This is a genomic window from Paenibacillus sp. A14, assembly GCF_036864815.1.
In the GTDB taxonomy this organism is placed as follows: Bacteria; Bacillota; Bacilli; order Paenibacillales; family Paenibacillaceae; genus Fontibacillus; species Fontibacillus sanfengchensis.
The window spans coordinates 48,430-69,273 of record NZ_JBAGJD010000014.1 but is presented as its reverse complement, the minus strand read 5'-3'; the positions used below and the strand labels follow the sequence as shown (position 1 = coordinate 69,273).

The following is a 20,844-nucleotide window of genomic DNA, read 5'->3' as shown; positions in this document are numbered from 1 at the left end:
GCAGAGGTTCAGAATATGAAAATGAAGCGGTTAATGTCGTTGCGTTTGAAATTTTTGCTGTTTGGCGTGGGCAGTTTGTTGCTTACGGTTTCCATGCTATTTGTGTGTCACCAGTTGGCGGCTTACATCCTTGAACTGCGGGAGTCGCCGTTCGTCTCGCCTTTCCGTTGGGCGGTCCGGGAAGTGATCCAACAAATCGGCTCCGTACCGGCCATGGCGGTCGTGGGTGTGGCGGTATTCGTCACGATTTATATGCTGTTGACGCGGGGAACGACCCGATATTTGAATGAGCTTGACCAAGCGTTGGTGGAAGTCGGCCTGGGCCGCCTTGATGTGCGGATCCCGGTGCGGACCGCCGATGAATTGGGGAATATGGCGGAAAATCTGGATAGGGCGATGAAGGGACTCCATTCGTCGCTGCAGGAAATCACCGGCGGGCTTGAGGAAATAGCGGAGGGGCGGCTGGACCGGAAGATTCCCGCCCAGACCGGGGAACTGGCCAAAGTCTCCGAAAGCATCAACAGTATGGCGGACCGGCTCAGCCGCTCCATCGAGGAGGAACGCCGTGCGGAGCGCTCGAAGAACGATCTGATTACGGGCGTTTCCCATGATCTCAGGACACCGCTTACCTCGATTTTGGGTTTTCTTAAAGCCATTGAAGAAGATCGTTACAAAGATGAGACCGAATTGCGCTATTATGTTAACATTGCCTATGAAAAGTCACAGGACCTCAAAAAGCTGATCGACCAACTGTTTGAATACACCCGCATCCATAACGGGCTGCCGTTGCAGCTATCCGAGCTTGACCTGGTAGGTTTCCTCTGCCAGCTTGCCGAAGAATTCGTCCCCAGTCTGGAACAGACGGGGATGGTCTGCCGCGTTACGGTGGGTCGCAAGCAGGTGCCTATTCTGGCTGACGGGGATTTGCTGGTTCGCGCTTTTGAAAACTTGATGAACAACGCCATTCAATACGGGACCGAGGGAAAATATATCGATATCCAGGTCGGCGCGGAGGAGGGGTGGGCCAGCGTGAAGTTTACCAACTATGGCCAAGAGATTCCCTCAAGCAGCCTCCCCTTCCTTTTTGACCGCTTCTACCGTGTTGAGGGCTCCCGTTCCAAGTCGACGGGAGGAACGGGACTTGGGCTTGCTATTGCCAAAAGCATCGTTGACGTTCATCAAGGCCAAATCTCGGTAGCAAGCAACCCGCAATGCACCGTGTTTGAGACACGTTTTCCCCTGGCTGAATAAACCGTAATCGGGCTTTCTAACATTTTGGGGCCCTCGTTCATCTAATTCTGTGGAGTGGAATAAAAAGTAATCTATGGAGTGGGATAAAAGATCATAAAACTTGTGTCTGAAATTGATAAGCAAATGGTAAGTTTTTGTTAAGCTTTGCTGAACAGATTGTTAAGTTTCATCTTTTATACTTCTCCTCGGATGTTTAAAGATAGAGGGGAGTTTACGTATCGCCATGGTTTTTTCAAGCTTGATCTTTCTGTATCTCTTTCTGCCTCTGCTGCTCGCGGCTTATTTTATCTCCAAAAATTCGGGATACCGCATTTGGGTATTGATTGTATTTTCCTATGTTTTTTATGCATGGGGGGAGCCGCTTTGGGTTATATTACTCCTTCTGGCCTCGATGCTCGGGTACGTTTTTGCGCTCGGCATCGAGCGGGCAAGGGGGACTAACCTGGCTAAAGCCCTGTTTGTCGCCTCCATTGTCGTGAACATCGGCATGCTGGGTTTTTTTAAATATGCCGGCTTTCTGATTGAGAATCTGAATCTGCTTCTGCCGGTGAACCTTCCGGTTCCGGAAGTGAAACTGCCGATTGGCATCTCCTTCTTCACCTTCGAGCTGATTTGTTATCTGACTGACGTCTACAAAGGGACGATCCGCGCTCCCCGGTCGCCGAAGAAAGTACTCTTTTATGTCTCTTTTTTTCCGCATCTGGTGGCCGGTCCGATTATCCGATATACGGATATCGAAAGGCAGATCGAGCATCCGCAAGTCACCCTGGAGGGGTTTAGTGCAGGGATTTCGCGGTTCCTGTTGGGGCTGGGGAAAAAAGTGCTGCTGGCCAACCTGCTCGGTGAGGCGGCTGCTCAGCTGCTGAATCCGAGCTCGGCAACCTCTTCCGTGTTAGGGATGTGGTTTGGCATTACCTTGTTCGCCTTGCAGATTTACTTTGATTTCTCGGGTTATTCGGATATGGCCATCGGCTTGGGCAGAATGTTCGGTTTTACCCTGCGGGAAAATTTCAATTATCCTTACATCTCCAAGTCCGCGGGGGAATTCTGGCGGCGTTGGAACATGTCCTTGGGCGGATTTTTCCGCGATTATGTGTATATCCCGCTTGGAGGAAACCAGAGATTCTATCTGCGCAACCTGTTTGTCGTATGGTTTCTGACCGGCATTTGGCACGGGGCAAGCTGGAATTTCATCATTTGGGGACTTTATTTCGGGATGCTGATTTATCTCGAGCGCCAATTTCTCGGGAGATGGATGGCTAAAGTTCCTGCGTTTATCGCTCATCTTTACGCGGTCATCGCGATATTGGTCGGCTGGGTGTGGTTCTATTTCACCGACCTTTCCGAGGGAATCAAAGCGCTTCTTACGATGTTCGGTTTATACCGCCGGGAATTCGCCAACCCGTATTTGGAATTCTATATGCATGACAATTTGCTGCTGTTTCTCGCAGCCGTCCTGCTTTCGACGCCGCTGGTCGTGCGGGGAATCCGATGGATCGCTCAATCTTCCCCGAGACTCGGGAGGGGGCTGACCGTCGTGGGGAGCCAGGCGCTTAATGCGGCGATCTTAATTCTCGCCACGATTTTGTTGGTGGGCAGTTCCTATAACCCGTTTCTCTACTATCGGTTTTGACGAGGAGGAGCAGGATGAAATTACGATATGTACTCAATACAATTTTCTTTTTACTGGTGATCTTCGGCTTTGGAATTCTCAACCTGGCCTATCCCCATTCCGGCAGCGTTTCCTCGTTGGAACAGCGGACTCTGACGCAGTGGCCCTCTTTTTTATGGGGAAAGTTCTTTTCGGGAGAATTTACGAGGGAGTTTGATGATTATTTCTCGGATCATTTCGCCTTTCGCACATCCATGGCCAAAGCTGGCGCTTTTCTTGTGGAGTATAAAGGGCTTCCCGATCATGAGGCAACGATCATTCAGCAGGGCGGAGATAACACGGCCCAGAAGCTGGATGCAGCGGCTAACGGAAACCGGACGGCCGCGGGCGCGGGACAAGAAGTTCAATATTTGATCTATAAGGACCGGGCTTTTACGCTGTACAAATATTCGGCAGCATCGGCCGAGGCGTACGCCCAGGCGCTGAACAATTTTAAGGCGGCGGTCGATCCGAAGATTCGCGTGTTCTCCATGCTGGCTCCCACCTCGGCTGAATTTATCGGGCATGATACCTACAGCAAGCTTTCCGATTCGCAAAAGGCCGCTTTCGAACATATTAATGAATCGCTGGATTCCCAGATCCGCCGGATAGATGTTTACGGGGCGTTGGCCCGGCACAAGGAGGAAGCGATTTACTTCGGAACCGATCACCATTGGACCGCCTTGGGCGCCTATTATGGGTATGCCGAGCTGATGGAGGAGCTGGGTGAACCGGCCATACCGCTCAGCTCCTACTCAAATGGGAGGATAGAAGGCTTTTTGGGCACCGCCTATAAGGCAACGTTAAGCTTCAAGCTTAAGGCGCATCCGGATACGATCGATTATTATGAGCCCATCGAAAATTACACATACACCCGGTATTCCACTAAAGGAGAGGCAATCCGGGGGAAGGTCGTCGACTCGGATTACGCCGAAGCGAGTGGCGGATACGCGGTCTTTTTGGGAGGGGACTTTCCTTGGGGCGAGATACAGACGGACCTGCATGACGGGAGAAAAATCGCGGTGATCAAAGACTCCTATGGGAACGCCTTGATTCCGTTTCTGATCCCGCATTTTGAATCGATTTATTATATCGATCCCCGCTTTTATACAGGAAGCCTGACCGAGTTTGTGAAGGAGCATGAAATTACCGACGTGCTGTTCCTGAACAACTCGACAGTCGCCCGCAGCAAGGGGATTGCCGAATTAATCGACAGACAGATGTGAATTTGCAAACAAAGGCGACCCCATTGCTACAAAAATCCAACGTTTCCGCCGATGTAATAAGGTAAAGGCAGCTTGCAAAGCATGTGCTTTGGGCTGCTTTTTTCCGCTTTACAACCTTTCCAGATCTCCCCGGAAATGCTTCCAGTTCACCTGAAAGAATGGTAAACTTTTATTATCGCCTCTGCGGCGCGGCCTGCAAGGTTTGTCAAATTTTGCAGTGCGGAGAAGGAGAGATAAATGGTTAAAGTAAAAACAAAGTTTTTCTGTACCGAATGCGGTTACGAGTCGCCGAAATGGTATGGAAAATGCCCGGGCTGCGGGTCTTGGAACACAATGGTGGAGGAAACGGAAAAAGTGGTAAAAACCCAGGGCCTTACATCGGGTTTATTTCATACGAAAGAAAAACCGCTTCCGATCATAAATATAGAGAGCGGCCAGGAGCCGCGAATCCAGACCGGAATCGCGGAGCTGAACCGCGTGCTGGGCGGCGGGGTGGTTCCCGGATCGTTGATTTTGGTGGGTGGGGATCCCGGTATCGGGAAATCCACGCTTTTGCTGCAGACGTCCCATGAAATGGCGAAGGCGGGACTTCGGGTGCTGTATATCTCCGGGGAGGAATCGACCCGGCAGACCAAGCTCCGAGCGGAACGGCTCGGGGCGTTGTCCCCCGAGCTCTACGTGCTTTGCGAAAGCAGCATGGACGGGATCGAGGAGGCCATCGATCAGGTGAAACCCGATTTTCTGGTCATCGACTCGATTCAAACGGTTTATTTGCCGGAGGTGACGAGCGCGCCGGGCAGTGTTTCGCAGGTGCGGGAGTGTACCGCCCGCTTTATGCGAATCTCGAAAGGACAGGGGATCGCTACAGTACTGGTTGGCCATGTTACCAAAGAAGGGGCGATCGCCGGTCCGCGCATGCTGGAGCACATGGTGGATTCCGTACTGTATTTCGAAGGAGAGCGGCATCACTCATACCGCTTATTGCGCGCGGTGAAGAACCGGTTCGGATCAACCAATGAAATCGGTATCTTCGAAATGAAGGAAGCGGGACTGGATGAGGTGGCGAACCCGTCGGAATTGTTCCTGTCCGAACGTCCATTGGGCGTGGCGGGATCTACGGTTGTGGCTTCGATGGAAGGAACCCGGCCGATGCTGGTGGAACTCCAGGCTTTGATCGCTTCGACTCAATTCCCTTCCCCGCGAAGAATGGCGACCGGGGTGGATCATCACCGGATGAATCTGATTATCGCGGTATTGGAGAAACGGATGGGCATGTTCCTGCAAAACCAGGATGCCTATGTAAATTTGGCCGGAGGTGTCAAGCTCGATGAACCGGCCGTGGATTTGGCAATTGCCGTCAGCATCGCTTCGAGTTTCCGCGACTTGCCGACCAAGCCGTTCGATGTCTTTTTCGGCGAGGTGGGGCTGACCGGTGAAGTCCGGGCGGTATCCCGGGCGGAGCAGCGGGTGAAGGAAGCGGCCAAACTCGGCTTCAAACGGGTCATCCTTCCGGAGAAGAGCATGAAGGGTTGGAAGGGACCCAAGGAAATTCAATTAATCGGTGTGAATACCGTTGCAGATGCGCTAGCGGTTGCGTTAGATTAGGGGGCACTAAATGATGAAAGAATCAACCCAAGCGGAAAAAATGAATGAATTGCTTAGGCTCGTTGCGCCCGGTACCGCTTTTCGCGACGGGTTAGAGAACGTGCTTCGAGCCAAGACGGGCGGTCTGATCGTTGTCGGTTACAGCCCGGAAGTGATGGAGGTCGTTGAGGGCGGATTTTCCATCAACTGCGATTTCTCGCCGAACTATCTGTATGAACTTGCCAAAATGGACGGTGCGATTATCCTGAGCGAGGATTTGAAGCGGATTTTGTACGCCAATACCCAACTGATTCCGGATTCCTCCATCTCTTCCTCGGAGACCGGCATTCGCCACCGGACGGCCGAGCGGGTTGCGAAGCAGACCGGCAAGCTCGTCGTTTCCATTTCCCAACGCCGGAATATCATCACCCTGTATCAGGGCGGACTAAGATACGCCCTCAAAGAAATCGGCGTCATTCTGACGAAAGCGAATCAGGCGATTCAAACGCTGGAGAAATATAGATCGGTTCTCAATCAAACCCTGACCAATTTGACAGCGTCAGAGTTCGAAGAACTGGTTACAATACCTGAAGTCATCAACGTCATTCAGCGGGTGGAAATGGTCATCCGCATCAAGATGGAAATCAAACGGTTTATTAACGAGCTGGGGACCGAAGGTCGACTGATCAGCATGCAGATGGAAGAACTGGTCAGCAACATGGAAGAAGAGGCCTGGCTGCTCTACAAGGATTACGCGAAGGATGACAGCGATGAAGCGATCCGTGAAATCATCCTCGGGCTGAAACGTTCCACCGATGATGAGCTGCTGGACGATAACCATATTACCCGGTTGCTCGGCTATCCTTCTTCGGCGGCCACCTCGGAAGAACTGATCTCTCCTCGGGGGTACCGGGTACTGAACAAGATTCCTCGCCTTCCCAATGTCATCATTCACAACCTGGTGGAGCGATTCGGCGAACTGCCGAACATCCTCACGGCTACGATCGAGGAACTGGACGAAGTCGACGGTATCGGCGAGGTGCGTGCCCGTGCGATCAAGGAAGGGTTGAAGCGGCTCCAGGAACAGGTATTCATTGACAGGCAAATTTAATTCTCCTACAATCAATGGATGTATGTTACAGGAATATCTATTTGAGGTGAAAAAATGATCACAAAATCAATTCCGAACCTGTTTACCTTGGGTAACCTGTTTCTCGGAATGTTGGCCATGATGCTTGCTCTCGACGGTAGATACAGCTTGGCTGCGATCATGGTCATTGTCGCCATGCTGCTTGACGGACTGGATGGCCGGGTCGCCAGAGCGCTGAATTGTCAGAGCGAATTCGGCAAGCAGTTGGACTCTTTATCGGATATCATTTCTTTCGGCATTGCGCCCGCACTTATCATGTATGTTATTTCCTTCCACAGCTTGCCGCAGACGGGATTGGCTTGGGCCGTCACCGCGATATTTCCGATGTGCGGAGCGCTGAGGCTGGCCCGATTCAACGTACAAAAAGGGATCCCCGGCTACTTCATCGGTTTGCCGATTCCGGCCGCCGGAGGGGTTGTCGCGACGCTGTCTTTGTTCCATAAGGATATTACTGCGCCCTACTTCATTATATCCATGCTGCTTTTATCCTATCTGATGGTCAGTTCGGTCAGATATCCGAATTTCAAGAAGCTCGGCCTTCCGAAGAAAGCCGTGATCGCCACGCCTTTTGTCGTCGTGCTTGCGGTCGTGATCGCGGTGCTTTTTCCGGATGAAACCTCCAAGCTGATTTTTGTGCCGTTGGTGATCTATGCGGGATACGGATTGAAGCAGAATTTCGAGCGACTGATGCGACGGAAACGGCGGGACGAGGACGACTCCGAAAAGCTGCTCCGGCCCAAAAGGTAATCGCGAAGGAAAATAAAGAGCACTGCATTCCATTCAACGGAATAGCAGTGCCTTTTTTTGTTGAGGTCATAGAAGCTTCAATCAAGACATATTGAATAATCCCAGCGTGGAGCACTTCTGCGACTCTTTCTCCAGGACTTCCTCAAGCTGAATTCCCAGCAAATTGCAGAGAGCGGACGTATAAAATAAGCTGCGTCCAAGTTCGTTGCTGATGATATCCCGGCAGTTTTCGCACAATTCCCCCTGGACGTGCTGGCCGATTCGTTCTTTGGCCTCTTCGAGGCTTAAACCCGGTTCGAATTCCTGTTTGGTGGCGTGAAGTTCAATGCAGCCGCATTCCGTGATGGCCTTGGTTACGGAGCGGACGGCTGCGGCGTTGGTTTGTCCCACTTTTGACATGACATCCAGCAAACTGCGGTGACGGAGCAACAGTTCAGAAACTTGGTCTTGAAAAGATTGAAGGCTTGGTGCGCTCATTTTCCATCCACCTCAATATTATGAATTGAATTCATTATATGCCACCTTTTCCCCGCGATCAACCAGAAATGCCGCACCACACGGCTTCTCCCCGGGTTTGGATGGGATTTCCAAAGAGAAAAAAAGTTGCCGCTCCCCCGATTATGTCGCCAAAAATTGGATCATACTGGATAAAGAGGATATCTATCAGGAGGTGAAGAGCGTTATGCTAAAAAAATGGTTATTGATCGTGGCGGGACTTTGCGGCGCGTGGTTCGGCTACACGACGAAAGGGGCGTCAGGCGCATTTCCCGAACCGCTGCGGAGCTGGGTTGACGGAATGAGTCCGCTCGCGGGTTCACTGCTGCTGGCCGCTGCGGGGGCGGGTCTGTTTCTGCTCGCGTTCTCGCTTGCCGCGGACGCCGTTTCCGCCAGAGTGCGGAAATGGATTGCGTCCTTAACCCAAATCCCTATGAAGGACATGGCGGCCGGGGCGGCCGGACTGACTGCAGGACTTCTTCTTTCTTTAATGGTCTATCCCGTTTTGTCCTGGCTCGGCTCTTTGGAAAGCTTTGCCCGGATTGCGGTTTCCACCCTGCTTGGCTATATCGGGTTATATGTTGCTCTCGAGAAAAAAGAAGAGCTTTCTTCCATGTGGGTTTCGGGAAAATGGGCGGCCGGCGGCCAGGAGGAAGAACGGTGGGTGGAAGAGCATAAAATTCTGGATACGAGCGTCATCATCGACGGCCGAATCGCCGACATTTGCAAGACCGGATTTATTGAGGGGACGGTCGTGATTCCGGAATTCGTGCTTGAGGAGCTGCAGCATATCGCCGATTCCTCCGATTTGCTGAAGCGGAACCGCGGGCGGCGGGGATTGGACATTCTGAACAAAATTCAGAAAGAGCTCGACGTCAAGGTTCTGATTTATGAAGGGGACTTCGAGGAGATTTCCGAGGTCGACAGCAAACTGGTCAAGCTGGCCAAAGTGCTGCAGGGGAAAGTCGTCACCAACGACTTTAACTTGAACAAGGTGTGTGAGCTTCAAGGGGTTTCCGTGCTGAACATCAATGATCTGGCCAATGCCGTCAAGCCGGTGGTCCTGCCGGGCGAGGAAATTATGGTTCAGGTGATCAAGGACGGGAAGGAACACGGCCAAGGCGTCGCTTATCTGGATGACGGGACGATGATCGTCGTCGAGGGGGGCCGCGATTTTATCGGCAGCGTCACCGAAGTGCTCGTCACGAGCGTGCTGCAGACTTCCGCGGGCCGCATGATCTTCGCCAAACCGAAACTGTTGGAAAAAGCCCAGTAAATTCGGTATGATGGGAATACATGGGGGACAAAGAGTTGGTTTTGGCTCCTCTATATTCTATCAGGGCGAGGCAGGACATATGGAGACAACTACCATCCCGGACGCCGGGGTGATTATCGTGGCGGCGGGCCGGGGTACGCGCATGGGAACGAAAGAGAGCAAGCAGTTTCTCTCGCTTCGGGACAAGCCGATCATCGTCCATACGCTGGAGGTCTTTGACCGCCATCCGTTGATTCGCGAAATGGTGCTGGTGACCGGGGAGCAGGATGTGGAACGCTGCCGGGCCTGGATCGCCGAGTACGGCATAACGAAGCATGTAAAAGTCATATCGGGTGGGGCGGAACGTCAGCATTCGGTATACCGGGGATTGCGGGAAATCGGCACGCCCTGGGTACTGGTGCATGACGGCGTCCGCCCTTTTGTCACGAGCGGGCAGGTGACCTCCTGCTATGAGGCAGCCGTCCGGCACGGGGCGGCGATCTTGGCCGTACCGGTAAAGGATACGATCAAGCAGGTGGACGCGCGGGGACAGGTGACGGGCACGCCGGATCGTAAAAGCTTGTGGGCCGTACAGACGCCCCAGGCGTTCCGGCGGTCGGACCTGCTGCGGGCGCACGAGAGCGCCGAAGCCGACGGATTTATCGGGACGGACGATGCGATGTTGATCGAACGGCTCGGCTTCCCCGTGTTCGTGGTGGAGGGCAGCTACAGCAATATCAAGATCACCACGCCGGAAGATCTGGACGTGGCGGAAATTTTCATCAAACAGAAGGAATTCAGGGGAGAGGATAAATCATGATCGCGGTTGGACAAGGATTTGATGTGCATCAGCTGGTGGAGGGAAGGCCTTGCATCATCGGCGGCGTCACCATCCCATACGAAAAAGGGCTGCTCGGCCATTCGGACGCCGACGTGCTGCTGCATGCCGTGAGCGACGCCATTTTGGGGGCGCTCGCGCTGGGCGATATCGGCCGGCACTTCCCGGATACGGATCCGGCGTTTAAAGATGCCGACAGCCTCGTGCTGCTGCGGCACGTTTGGGACATGGCCGCCGAGCGCGGTTACCGCCTCGGCAATCTCGACGCGACCATCATCGCGCAGGCGCCCAAAATGGCGCCGCACATTCCGCGGATGGTTGAAATAATCGCCGAGGCGCTGGGGGTGGATGCGGGGAAGGTCAATGTGAAAGCGACGACCACCGAGCATCTCGGATTTACCGGCCGCGGTGAGGGGATTGCGGCACAATGTATTGTATGCTTGGTCTCCGATGTGCTATCATCATAGGATTGTAAGGGTATCTCTGATGCCGGAAGAAGGATAAAATCGGGAGGGGATTACAGTGACAGAGGTTCGAGTGCGTTATGCGCCGAGTCCTACGGGGCATTTACATATCGGCAACGCCAGAACGGCGTTGTTTAATTACTTGTTTGCCAGACATCATGGGGGCAAATTTATTATACGCATCGAGGATACGGACGTGAAGCGGAATATCGCCGGCGGGGAAGAGAGCCAGCTCACCTATTTGAAATGGCTTGGCATCGACTGGGATGAGAGCGTGGACGTTGGCGGGGAGTACGGACCTTACCGCCAGACCGAACGCCTGGATATTTACCGCAAGTACTGGCAGGATTTGCTCGACCGCGGTCTGGCTTACCGTTGTTATTGCACGGAAGAAGAGCTGGAGCAAGAGCGCGAGGAGCAGATCGCCCGCGGCGAAACGCCGCGTTATTCCGGGAAGCACCGGGATTTGACGCCGGAGCAATGCGCCGCTTTCGAGGCGGAGGGCCGGGTGCCGAGCATCCGTTTCCGCGTGCCGGAGGGCCGCACTTACACGTTCGATGATTTGGTCAAAGGACCGATCACCTTCGAATCGGACATCAGCGGCGACTTCGTCATCGTCAAAAAAGACGGCATCCCGACCTATAACTTCGCGGTAGCGCTCGATGACCATCTGATGAAAATCACACATGTGCTTCGGGGGGAAGACCATGTCTCGAACACCCCGCGCCAGTTGATGATTTACGAGGCCTTCGGCTGGGAACCGCCGCGGTTCGGCCACATGACCCTGATTGTCGGGGAGAACCACAAGAAATTGAGCAAACGCGACGAATCGGTGATTCAGTTCATCGAGCAGTACGACAAGCTGGGTTATTTACCGGAAGCGTTGTTTAATTTTATCGCTCTGCTGGGCTGGTCGCCGGAAGGGGAAGAAGAAATTTTCTCCCGGGAAGAGCTGATTTCGATCTTTGACGCGAACCGGCTATCGCGCAGTCCGGCCGTTTTTGACAAGCACAAGTTGGCCCACTTGAACAACCATTACATCAAAAACGCCGATCCGGACCGGGTGGCCGCCCTGGCCATTCCGCACCTGCAGGCGGCGTCCCGCTTGCCGGCGGAATTGACGCCGGAGCAGGAAACCTGGGCGAAGGCGCTCGTCGTGCTGTATCAGGAGCAGATGACGGCGGCTTCGGACATCGTAGAGCTGTCGGACCTCTTCTTCCGCACCCATCTGGAGGTGGATGCGGAGGCGGCCGCCGTACTGGCGGAGCCGCAGGTGCCGGGAGTCATGAGCGCTTTCCTGGGCAAGGTGGAGGCTTCCTCCTCCGCCGAGTTTAAGCCGGAGCAGATCGCCGTTTGGATCAAAGAAGTGCAGAAAGAAACCGGCGCCAAAGGCAAAGGGCTCTTTATGCCGATCCGTGTGGCATTGACCGGCCAAACGCATGGCCGCGATTTGAATCAGACGATCTATTTGCTAGGCCGCGACCGTGTGATCGACCGGCTGAAGTCGCAAATCCGTGGCGCTTAACATGAAATCTTTATTGTCAGTTTTGCAGACAATCAGGTAAGATATAGGCAACGGCAAGGATCGGGAGAAGTACGCATCGCGTACGTATTGACCAGAGAGGGTAACCGAAAGCCGCGTTTTAAGCGCGGCGGAGGCTGAGAGTTATCCCAATACGCGCGGCGGAAATGCACCCGGGAGCCGCAGCGTCGAGCGCGCCTAACCATTTGGTGCGGGTAGAAGCTGCCGTATTGTCCGCGTTAAGGACGCGATGAGGGATAGAATCGGGAAGCTGCGCTCGGCCATGCCGGGCAGATCGGCAGATCGCGGACGGATGTCGGCGTGTTGTCGGCGAATCCAGGCCGATGCAGGCGGATCCGCGGCATATTTCAAGCAGCTCGATCCAAGCAGGAGGCCCCCGGCCCAACCGTCTATCCGAAGCAGAGTGGAACCACGCACATTAATCGGCGTCTCTGCAGCGAAAGCTGCAGGGGCGCTTTTTTTCATAGTGCGGCGTGCGGCGGAGAAATACCGCAGCCAATGCTCGATCGCCCGGAAACGGAACTTTAACGAGGAAGCCTCAAGCTAAATTTGAGCGAGTGGCCGCGTCCGAAAATTAACAGGAAAACCTCCAGCTAAACTAGGCCGTATCGCCTGCGGCTATCAATTAGCAGGAAAACCTCACGCTAATTTCCGCGGCAGAGGCTCGATCTCCCCATATTGTTGAAATTAGCGGGAGAAATTCCCGCTAAATTGACCCCAGAAGGCGAAAAGAGCCGAATTAACGGGAGGTTTTCCCGTTAATGTTTTATGCACTCGTGCCACAGTTGCGCGGAAATCTCCAATGGCGGGGAGTAAGCAGGAGTGAGGCGATTAGTTAGTTGGAGTAACTTGATAAGGCGGACGGGTGATCGGCATGGGTGAGCTGGAGCGATGTCCGCTGCGCCTGCTGGATGTTAAATGTGCCAAGCTCGATCAGAGCTCCAAGCTCACCGAACGACGGATGTTCGCAGTAGCTTTGGCGGATTAGGCGGTTTCTTAATCCAACTTACCGTGAGAGACGTAAGCAGAAAGAGGGGGAACGCTTATGTTTAAAAGAATGAAATCCGATATCCAGGCGGTTTTCGAAAACGATCCCGCGGCCAGAAGCTGGTTTGAAGTCGTGTTCACTTACTCCGGCCTGCACGCCATCTGGAGCCACCGGATTGCCCATGCCTTTTACCGCAGGCGGTGGTTTACGCTGGCCCGCATTGTCTCCCAGGTCAGCCGTTTTTTCACCGGAATCGAAATCCACCCGGGCGCCCGGATCGGGAACCGGCTGTTCATCGACCACGGGATGGGTGTGGTGATCGGGGAGACCTGTGAAATCGGCGATGATGTGGTGATCTATCAAGGCGTTACATTGGGCGGGAGCGGCAAAGAGAAGGGCAAACGCCATCCGACCATCGGCAACAACGTTGTTATCGGGTCCGGAGCGAAGATTTTGGGCTCTTTCACGGTGGGGGATCAAAGCAACATCGGGGCAAATTCGGTTGTTTTGAAAGAAGTTCCCTCCGGAAGCACAGTAGTCGGCATCCCGGGAAAAGTGGTCCGTCAGGGCGGCAAACGTCTGGATCGCCTCAGCCACCAGCTGCCGGATCCGGTTGTCGATGCGCTGCGCTCGCTTCAGCAGGAGATTGAGCGGCTGCAAAGTGAAGTGGAGCGCTTGAGGGGAGAGCGGCAAGAACAGCAGGAGCGACATGAGCGATCTGAGCAGCCTGAGCTGAACGAGCGGCAGATAAAGCAAGATCAACAAGGGGAACATCCTCAACAGGGGAACAAGACCCGGCCGGAAGTGCTGGAGAAAAAATGACAAAATAGATTCACGCATAACGTTTCCCGAAAGAACGACCATGACGGCAGGGAATCAAGGGTACAATAATAATAGAACTTTTTAGCGGAAAGGAACATTGCTATGGCGCTGCAAATCTATAACACGCTGACGCGAATGAAGGAGAATTTTGTCCCGCGGGAGCCAGGAAAGGCTTCCATTTATGTGTGCGGGCCGACCGTATACGGGTATATCCATATCGGGAATGCGCGGCCGGTGATTTTTTTCGACGTCGTTCGTAACTATTTGGAAAATCAAAACTATGAGGTCAACTACGTTGTCAATTTTACGGACGTGGATGATAAGCTGATTCGCAAAGCCGAAGAGATGAAGATGACTGTACCCGAGGTCGCTTCGATGTTTATCGACGCCTATTATAAAGACCTGGAGGGGCTGGGCATCCCCAAAGCGACGGCCAACCCCCGGGTGACGGAGAACATGGAGCTCATCATCGCGTTTATCCGCGAGCTGGAAAGCAAAGGATATGCTTATGAGAGCGGCGGGGACGTCTTTTTCCGCACCAAAAAATTCGCGGGCTACGGCAAGCTCTCGGGTCAAAATATCGAGGAACTGCAGTTCGGCATCCGCATCGAGGTGGACGAACGCAAAGAAAATCCGGAGGACTTCGTGCTCTGGAAAGCCGCGAAACCGGGGGAAATCCATTGGGACAGCCCTTGGGGCAAAGGCCGGCCGGGTTGGCATATCGAGTGCTCGGCGATGGCGCGCCACCATCTTGGCGAAACGATGGATATCCACGGCGGCGGACAGGATTTGCAATTCCCGCACCATGAGTGCGAGGTGGCCCAATCCGAGTCGTTGACCGGCAAGCCTCTGGCCAGCTATTGGATGCATAACGGGTATGTTAACATCGGCGGGGAAAAAATGTCGAAGTCGCTCGGCAACGGCATCCTGGTCAAGGACCTTCTCCAGCGTTACAACAGTGTAGCCATCCGCTACTTCATGCTGTCGACCCATTACCGGAACCAGTTGAATTTTTCGGAGGAAGCGATGCTCCAGGCCGAACGAGGGGTAGAGCGGATCGCGAACGCCGCGAGCAACTTGCGCTACAGGTTGGAGGAATCCGCGGATGCGCCGGATGGCGGTGAGGTCACTCCGGAATGGGAGCGGAAGCTGCGCGAAATCTGGCTGGCTTTCCACGCCAGGATGCAGGACGATTTCAACACGCCGGACGCGATTACGGCGGTGTTCGAATGGGTAAGCGAGGTCAACGGCCTGCTGCAGCGCCAAGAGGTGTCACGCGCCGACCTGGAGGCGGCGCATAAACTGTTCGCGGAGATGAACGGCGTGCTGCGAATCGCCGCGGAAGCGGAGCGGGAGCTGCTCGACGAGGATATCGAAGCGCTGATCGCGGAGCGGGCGGAAGCGCGCAAGAGCAAGAATTGGGCCCGGGCCGACGAAATCCGCGATCTGCTGCAGGAGCAGGGCATCCTGCTCGAGGATACGCCGCAGGGCATGAGATGGCGGCGCAAATGACGGGCCCGGGAACAACCGGCGGCGGCCCGGAGCTGCCCGCCGCTGCCGTCCCGGGCGCGCCGAGCCCGGCCGTGCCGCCGGCGCCCGAGCCCGCGGCGCTCTGGTTCCCGGAGCCGCCGGCCAGGCCGGCCCGGCTGCTGCCGCCGCTCGCGCTGGCCTATATCGGCGACGCCGTCTACGAGGTCGCCGTCCGCCAGCATGTGATGGCCCGGCCGAATCTCCGGCCTCACCACCTGCACGGGCAGTCGACCAAGTACGTCTCCGCCAAGGCCCAGGCCAAGCTGCTGGCCCTGCTGGAGCCGCAGCTGACCGAGGGGGAAAAGGACGTTGTCCGGCAGGGCCGCAACGCCAAATCCGGCACCGTTCCCAAAAACGCGAACGTGCAGGACTACCGTCATGCGACCGCGTTGGAATGCCTGATCGGGTATCTGTACTATACGGGGGCGCATGACCGCATGCGGGATTTGCTTGCCCAGGGCTTTGCCAAGCATGAACAGGACCAGGCTTGAACGTTAACATATATTTTTTTACAGGAGGATACGTATGGAGGACCAGGAATGGATCGCCGGCAAGCATTCGCTGCTTGAAGCGCTGAAGGCCGGGCGAACAATCAACAAAATTTGGGTGGCTGAAGGCGCACAGAAGCATTTGACCCAGCCGATTCTGGCCGAAGCCAAGAACCGCGGCATCGTCGTCCAGTTTGTGGACAAGCGGAAGCTCGATCAAATGGCGCCGGGCATGCAGCATCAGGGCGTGGTGGCCCAGGCGGCCCCTTATGCCTATGTCGAAGTGGAGGAACTTCTGTCGAGAGCCGTCGAGCAAGGGGAACCGCCGTTTTTGCTGATTCTGGACGAAATCGAGGACCCGCATAACTTGGGCTCGATTTTGCGGACAGCGGAATGTACCGGGGTACACGGTGTGATCATTCCCAAGCGGCGTTCGGCGGCCGTGACGGCTACCGTCTCCAAAACATCCGCCGGGGCCGTCGAATACGTCCCGGTGGCCCGGGTGACCAATCTGGTGCAGACGATGGAACAGCTGAAAGAGGCCGGGGTTTGGATCGTGGGTACCGATGTCGCGGCCAAGGATGAGATCTATGGCGGCGGCGATATTTTGACCGGTTCGGTGGCGGTGGTCATCGGAAACGAAAACCAGGGGATGGGCCGGTTGGTTCGCGAAAATTGCGACGTGCTGCTGAAACTTCCGATGAACGGAAGGCTGAATTCCCTGAACGCCTCGGTCGCCGCGGGCGTTGTGATGTATGAAGTGCTGCGCAGACGCCGGGCACAGGGATAGACATTTATGCGCGATATGCGCGACGTTCTTCTGGTGGACGGGTACAACATGATCGGCGGGTGGACGGAGCTGGCCGCTTTGTCCAAAAATGATTTGGAGGAGGCCAGAAACCGCCTGCTGGCGAGGCTCGCCGATTACCAGGCCTTTTCGGGGAGAAAGGTGATTGTGGTTTTCGATGCCTACCGGGTACCCGGCCTCGGAAAATCGTTCGCTCAATACAAAATCGATATCTATTACACCAAAGAGAAGGAGACGGCGGACGAATGCATCGAGCGGCTGGTGGGTGAGCTTTGGCACCGGCGCCGGCAAATTTATGTGGCCACTAGCGATATGGTGGAGCAGCACGTGATTTTTGGGCAGGGGGCTCTACGAATTTCGGCCAGGGAACTATTGACACAGGTCGAACAAAGCGAGAAAGAGATTCAGACGAAATTGACGGAGCGCAGCAGCAATACCGCCCGCAACACGCTGGATGGAAAATTAAGCCCCGAGCTGCGCCAGATGTTCGAAAGATGGCGAAGGGAATAGGCGAGAAATCTGTCGGATTCCTCCTAAATGCCCTTGACAAAGTTCGACTTTACATCTTTTGGTACTTTTTTTGTTGACGCTCATGTGCGGCATCATATATACTGTTCGTATTACTTGACTGAGTGACGGGGCACCGTGCGTTGCAGCCGGAGGGATTTGTGGTGAGTGTCAACCTCGAGACATGGGTTAGATTCGACTATGAGGTTCTGAATGACGAAGACATTGTCGAAGCCGTGCGTAACGGCGACAGTGAAGCTCTGGAGTACTTGATCAACAAGTACCGCAGTTTTGTGCGTGCCAAAGCTAGATCCTATTTCCTGATTGGTGCTGACCGTGAGGATATTATCCAGGAAGGCATGATCGGTCTTTATAAATCAATCCGGGATTTTCGGGGAGACAAGCTGGCTTCGTTCAAGGCATTCGCCGAGCTCTGCATCACACGGCAGATTATTACAGCGATCAAGACGGCGACGCGGCAGAAGCATATTCCGCTGAACTCCTACGTTTCTTTGGACAAGCCGATTTATGATGAGGATTCCGACCGAACGCTGCTGGATGTCATCTGCGGTTCCCGGGTTTGCGATCCCGAAGAGCTCATTATCAACCAGGAGGAATTTACCGGTCTCGAAGACAAAATGTCCGAGATTCTAAGCGATCTGGAACGTAAGGTGCTGATGCTTTATCTGGACGGACGTTCGTATCAGGAGATCGCGGTCGATCTGAAGCGGCACGTCAAATCTATTGATAATGCGCTGCAGCGAGTGAAACGGAAGCTTGAACGTTATCTAGAAGTGCGTGACGGTGGAATTTGAAATCATTATCTTTATCTTTTTATAAGCTATTCCGCGGAAACAAGGGACGAGGACTTAAGGTCGTCCTTTTTTGCTTTTATTGAGGAACTCTTTCATTTGTAACGGGAAGGAAGTTTATCCTCCGAGAAGTTGAGCAATACTGGAACAAGTACGCATTCGATTCCAGCACTTTCCTGGCGATCCATTTTTGACTCGGGGCCCTCGGCGAATTACCTCAATTTTACGATGTCGGAAGCTTGTTTGGCTCGTTGACACGGGTATTGGCATGTGATAAAGTGTTTTAGGTAGGCCTAAATTTGCGCTTTTTTGAATTTCAGGTCAATTCATGAGACTTTCTCATAAAAGAAATGTCTTCGGGAGGTGCACATCATGCGGGTAATTATTACGTTGGCTTGTACGAATTGCAAACAAAGAAACTACACGACAACGAAAAACAAGCGTAACCACCCCGACCGCATGGAGATGAAGAAATTTTGCAAGTTTTGTAACGAGCAAGTTCCTCATCGCGAAACCAGATAGTCTTTGGAGGTGTAGTCGCGGATGAAACGTAGTTTCAAGTCGTTGTTCTCTTTTTTCTCTGAAAGCTGGGCTGAGCTTAAAAAGGTTCGCTGGCCTAATCGTAAAGAGCTGACCAATTATACGCTGATTGTGCTGGGTACAATTGTGGCTGTCGCGATTTATTTTTGGGTTCTTGATATCGGCATCTCTGCTGTGATCGAAGCGATAATTTAAGAAGGGTCCATAGGTGGCTTGATATGGAGAAGAGATGGTATGTAGTTCATACCTATTCCGGGTATGAGAACAAAGTCAAAGCCAATTTGGAGAAGCGTGTCGAGTCCATGGGCATGGAAGACAAGATATTTCGGGTTCTTGTTCCGATGGAAGAAGAAGTGGTGAACAAAGACGGCAAGAAGAAAACCGTCATGCGCAAAGTTTACCCGGGATATGTCTTGGTTGAGATGATCCAGACCGACGATTCTTGGTATGTTGTTCGCAACACACCGGGCGTCACCGGATTTGTCGGCTCTACGGGTTCGGGATCCAAGCCTACGCCTCTGCTCCCTGAAGAAGTGGAACAGATTTTGCAGCATATGGGCATGGAAGAACCGAAGCCAGTTATCGAGTTCGATCTGAAAGAATCCGTACGCATCAAGGTTGGTCCGTTTGCCAATTTTGTCGGGTCGATTGAAGAGATTCTGGTCGACAAAAGCAAGCTTAAGGTTCACGTCAACATGTTTGGACGAGAAACCCCGCTTGAGTTGGACTACACTCAGGTGGAAAAGATATAGGTTTCTTAGGGTTTCTATGTGGGAGGAGCCAAGCTCCGTCTACCACCATTAGGGCAAGGAGGTGTTTTACATGGCGAAAAAGGTTATCAAAGTGGTAAAACTGCAAATTCCTGCAGGGAAAGCGAATCCTGCGCCTCCGGTAGGTCCGGCTTTGGGTCAAGCGGGTGTCAACATCATGGCATTCTGTAAAGAATTCAACGCTCGTACTGCCGATCAAGCAGGTTTGATCATTCCGGTTGAACTTTCGGTGTTTGAAGACCGTTCTTTTACTTTCATCACCAAAACTCCTCCGGCAGCCGTTCTGCTTCGCGTTGCTGCGAAGATCGAGAAGGGTTCCGGCGAACCGAACAAGAAGAAAGTGGCTACCGTGAAGCGCGACGTCGTTCGTCAAATCGCGGAGCAAAAAATGCCTGACCTGAACGCGGCTTCCGTTGAATCGGCAATGCGTATGGTCGAAGGTACAGCCCGCAGCATGGGCATCACGATCCAAGACTAATTCTTGGGGCGTACAAGCAATGAAGTAGTTGCAGAACATCCTAGAAAAACATCAAGACATTTGCAACGGAAGTTGCCTTTAATTAATTTGTTATTCGCTTAGCGAACAAGTTAATTAAAGACCAGTGGGAGGATATTCCGCTAATACCACAAAGGAGGAACAATTTCATGGCTAAACACGGTAAGAAATACCTGGAAGCCGCTAAGCTGATCGACAGCGAAGCGACATATGAGCCTTCCGAAGCCGTTGAACTGGTGAAGAAGGCAGCGACTGCGAAATTCGACGAAACCGTTGAAGCTGCAGTTCGTTTGGGCGTTGACCCTCGTAAACAAGACCAAGCCGTTCGCGGTGTCGTTGTCCTGCCTCATGGCACGGGTAAAACACAACGCGTTCTGGTATTCGCCAAAGGCGAAAAAGCTAAGGAAGCGGAAGCTGCCGGTGCTGACTACGTCGGCGATCAAGATATGATCAACAAAATCCAACAGGGTTGGTTCGAGTTCGACGTCTGCGTAGCGACTCCGGACATGATGAGCGAAGTTGGTAAATTGGGTCGTCTGCTCGGCGGTAAAGGCCTCATGCCTAACCCTAAAGCAGGTACGGTTACGTTTGACGTAGCCAAGGCCGTTCAAGAAATCAAAGCGGGTAAAATCGAGTACCGTCTGGATAAAGCAGGTCAAATCCATGCGCCGATCGGCAAGGTTTCCTTTACTGCCGAGCAGTTGAACGAGAACCTGAAAGCTCTCGTCGACGCATTGAACCGGGCTAAACCGGCTGCTGCCAAAGGGGTATACTTGAAGAACATCGCGATTTCTTCGACGATGGGCCCTAGCGCTCGCGTGAATACAGCCGTTTACAGATAATACCGCTCGCTACGACGGGAAAAGAGATTGACTTGAA

The 20,844-nt window shown here is 53.6% G+C and carries 22 protein-coding genes; 21 read left to right on the top strand and 1 reads right to left on the bottom strand.

The annotated features are described in order from the left end of the window. Positions 1 to 21: 21 nt before the first annotated feature. The 6 genes from V4U88_RS24025 (at position 22) to pssA (ending at position 7,609) form a co-directional block, all read left to right on the top strand. Complete coding sequence (locus tag V4U88_RS24025; protein WP_334075734.1) at positions 22 to 1,251, top strand: sensor histidine kinase; 1,230 nt, start codon at positions 22 to 24, stop codon at positions 1,249 to 1,251. 223 nt (positions 1,252 to 1,474) lie between these two features. Next, the gene (locus V4U88_RS24020; protein WP_334075733.1) at positions 1,475 to 2,884 is read left to right on the top strand and encodes an MBOAT family O-acyltransferase; all 1,410 of its coding nucleotides are present in this window, start codon (positions 1,475 to 1,477) and stop codon (positions 2,882 to 2,884) included. 14 nt (positions 2,885 to 2,898) lie between these two features. After that, positions 2,899 to 4,128, top strand: coding sequence for a DHHW family protein (locus tag V4U88_RS24015; RefSeq protein ID WP_334075732.1), 1,230 nt, complete (start codon positions 2,899 to 2,901; stop codon positions 4,126 to 4,128). 237 nt (positions 4,129 to 4,365) lie between these two features. After that, the gene (gene radA / locus V4U88_RS24010; RefSeq protein WP_148458005.1) at positions 4,366 to 5,733 is read left to right on the top strand and encodes a DNA repair protein RadA; all 1,368 of its coding nucleotides are present in this window, start codon (positions 4,366 to 4,368) and stop codon (positions 5,731 to 5,733) included. Between the two features lie 13 nt (positions 5,734 to 5,746). Further along, positions 5,747 to 6,823 carry a DNA integrity scanning diadenylate cyclase DisA gene (gene disA / locus V4U88_RS24005; protein WP_334075741.1) on the top strand — a complete coding sequence of 359 codons (1,077 nt, stop codon included), beginning with the start codon at positions 5,747 to 5,749 and terminating at the stop codon, positions 6,821 to 6,823. A 54-nt stretch (positions 6,824 to 6,877) separates the two neighbouring features. Beyond that, the gene (pssA, locus tag V4U88_RS24000) at positions 6,878 to 7,609 is read left to right on the top strand and encodes a CDP-diacylglycerol--serine O-phosphatidyltransferase (protein WP_334075731.1); all 732 of its coding nucleotides are present in this window, start codon (positions 6,878 to 6,880) and stop codon (positions 7,607 to 7,609) included. 81 nt (positions 7,610 to 7,690) lie between these two features. Here the strand turns inward: pssA and V4U88_RS23995 are convergent, their stop codons facing one another. Beyond that, positions 7,691 to 8,086 carry a DUF1573 domain-containing protein gene (locus V4U88_RS23995; RefSeq protein WP_334075730.1) on the bottom strand — a complete coding sequence of 132 codons (396 nt, stop codon included), beginning with the start codon at positions 8,084 to 8,086 and terminating at the stop codon, positions 7,691 to 7,693. 205 nt (positions 8,087 to 8,291) lie between these two features. Here V4U88_RS23995 and V4U88_RS23990 point away from each other — a divergent pair, with 205 nt between their 5' ends. From V4U88_RS23990 to rplA, 15 genes are all read left to right on the top strand, one after another. Next, a complete protein-coding gene (locus V4U88_RS23990; protein WP_334075729.1) occupies positions 8,292 to 9,380 on the top strand; it encodes a PIN/TRAM domain-containing protein in 1,089 nt (362 codons plus the stop codon). A 79-nt stretch (positions 9,381 to 9,459) separates the two neighbouring features. Next, a complete protein-coding gene (ispD, locus tag V4U88_RS23985) occupies positions 9,460 to 10,179 on the top strand; it encodes a 2-C-methyl-D-erythritol 4-phosphate cytidylyltransferase (protein ID WP_334075728.1) in 720 nt (239 codons plus the stop codon). Further along, on the top strand, positions 10,176 to 10,664 hold the full coding sequence (gene ispF, locus V4U88_RS23980; protein ID WP_334075727.1) for a 2-C-methyl-D-erythritol 2,4-cyclodiphosphate synthase: 489 nt from the start codon (positions 10,176 to 10,178) through the stop codon (positions 10,662 to 10,664). The genes ispD and ispF overlap by 4 nt, the downstream gene beginning before the upstream one ends. A gap of 55 nt (positions 10,665 to 10,719) precedes the next feature. After that, complete coding sequence (gltX, locus tag V4U88_RS23975; protein WP_334075726.1) at positions 10,720 to 12,186, top strand: glutamate--tRNA ligase; 1,467 nt, start codon at positions 10,720 to 10,722, stop codon at positions 12,184 to 12,186. Positions 12,187 to 13,249: 1,063 nt separating this feature from the next. Continuing rightward, positions 13,250 to 14,014 carry a serine O-acetyltransferase gene (gene cysE / locus V4U88_RS23970; protein ID WP_334075725.1) on the top strand — a complete coding sequence of 255 codons (765 nt, stop codon included), beginning with the start codon at positions 13,250 to 13,252 and terminating at the stop codon, positions 14,012 to 14,014. A gap of 102 nt (positions 14,015 to 14,116) precedes the next feature. Then, positions 14,117 to 15,526 (top strand): cysteine--tRNA ligase, encoded by a 1,410-nt coding sequence (gene cysS / locus V4U88_RS23965; protein WP_334075724.1) that lies wholly within the window; start codon positions 14,117 to 14,119, stop codon positions 15,524 to 15,526. Beyond that, positions 15,511 to 16,035, top strand: a complete 525-nt coding sequence (locus V4U88_RS23960; protein ID WP_334075723.1) for a Mini-ribonuclease 3 — start codon at positions 15,511 to 15,513, stop codon at positions 16,033 to 16,035. Before cysS ends, V4U88_RS23960 begins: the two co-directional genes overlap by 16 nt. 34 nt (positions 16,036 to 16,069) lie before the next feature. After that, on the top strand, positions 16,070 to 16,822 hold the full coding sequence (gene rlmB, locus V4U88_RS23955; RefSeq protein WP_334075722.1) for a 23S rRNA (guanosine(2251)-2'-O)-methyltransferase RlmB: 753 nt from the start codon (positions 16,070 to 16,072) through the stop codon (positions 16,820 to 16,822). Positions 16,823 to 16,828: 6 nt separating this feature from the next. Continuing rightward, positions 16,829 to 17,350, top strand: coding sequence for an NYN domain-containing protein (locus tag V4U88_RS23950; RefSeq protein WP_334075721.1), 522 nt, complete (start codon positions 16,829 to 16,831; stop codon positions 17,348 to 17,350). Positions 17,351 to 17,511: 161 nt separating this feature from the next. Further along, positions 17,512 to 18,162, top strand: a complete 651-nt coding sequence (gene sigH, locus V4U88_RS23945) for an RNA polymerase sporulation sigma factor SigH (protein WP_334075720.1) — start codon at positions 17,512 to 17,514, stop codon at positions 18,160 to 18,162. 369 nt (positions 18,163 to 18,531) lie between these two features. Further along, positions 18,532 to 18,681: a 50S ribosomal protein L33 gene (gene rpmG, locus V4U88_RS23940; protein ID WP_071784256.1), complete on the top strand. Its 150-nt coding sequence runs from the start codon at positions 18,532 to 18,534 to the stop codon at positions 18,679 to 18,681. Positions 18,682 to 18,702: 21 nt separating this feature from the next. Beyond that, a complete protein-coding gene (secE, locus tag V4U88_RS23935; RefSeq protein ID WP_148458018.1) occupies positions 18,703 to 18,894 on the top strand; it encodes a preprotein translocase subunit SecE in 192 nt (63 codons plus the stop codon). 23 nt (positions 18,895 to 18,917) lie between these two features. After that, on the top strand, positions 18,918 to 19,451 hold the full coding sequence (nusG, locus tag V4U88_RS23930; RefSeq protein ID WP_044482538.1) for a transcription termination/antitermination protein NusG: 534 nt from the start codon (positions 18,918 to 18,920) through the stop codon (positions 19,449 to 19,451). Positions 19,452 to 19,521: 70 nt separating this feature from the next. After that, entirely contained in the window at positions 19,522 to 19,947 is a 426-nt protein-coding gene (gene rplK, locus V4U88_RS23925; RefSeq protein ID WP_148458019.1) for a 50S ribosomal protein L11, read from the top strand. Positions 19,948 to 20,114: 167 nt separating this feature from the next. Beyond that, positions 20,115 to 20,807 carry a 50S ribosomal protein L1 gene (gene rplA, locus V4U88_RS23920; protein WP_334075719.1) on the top strand — a complete coding sequence of 231 codons (693 nt, stop codon included), beginning with the start codon at positions 20,115 to 20,117 and terminating at the stop codon, positions 20,805 to 20,807. The last annotated feature ends 37 nt before the right edge of the window (positions 20,808 to 20,844 follow it).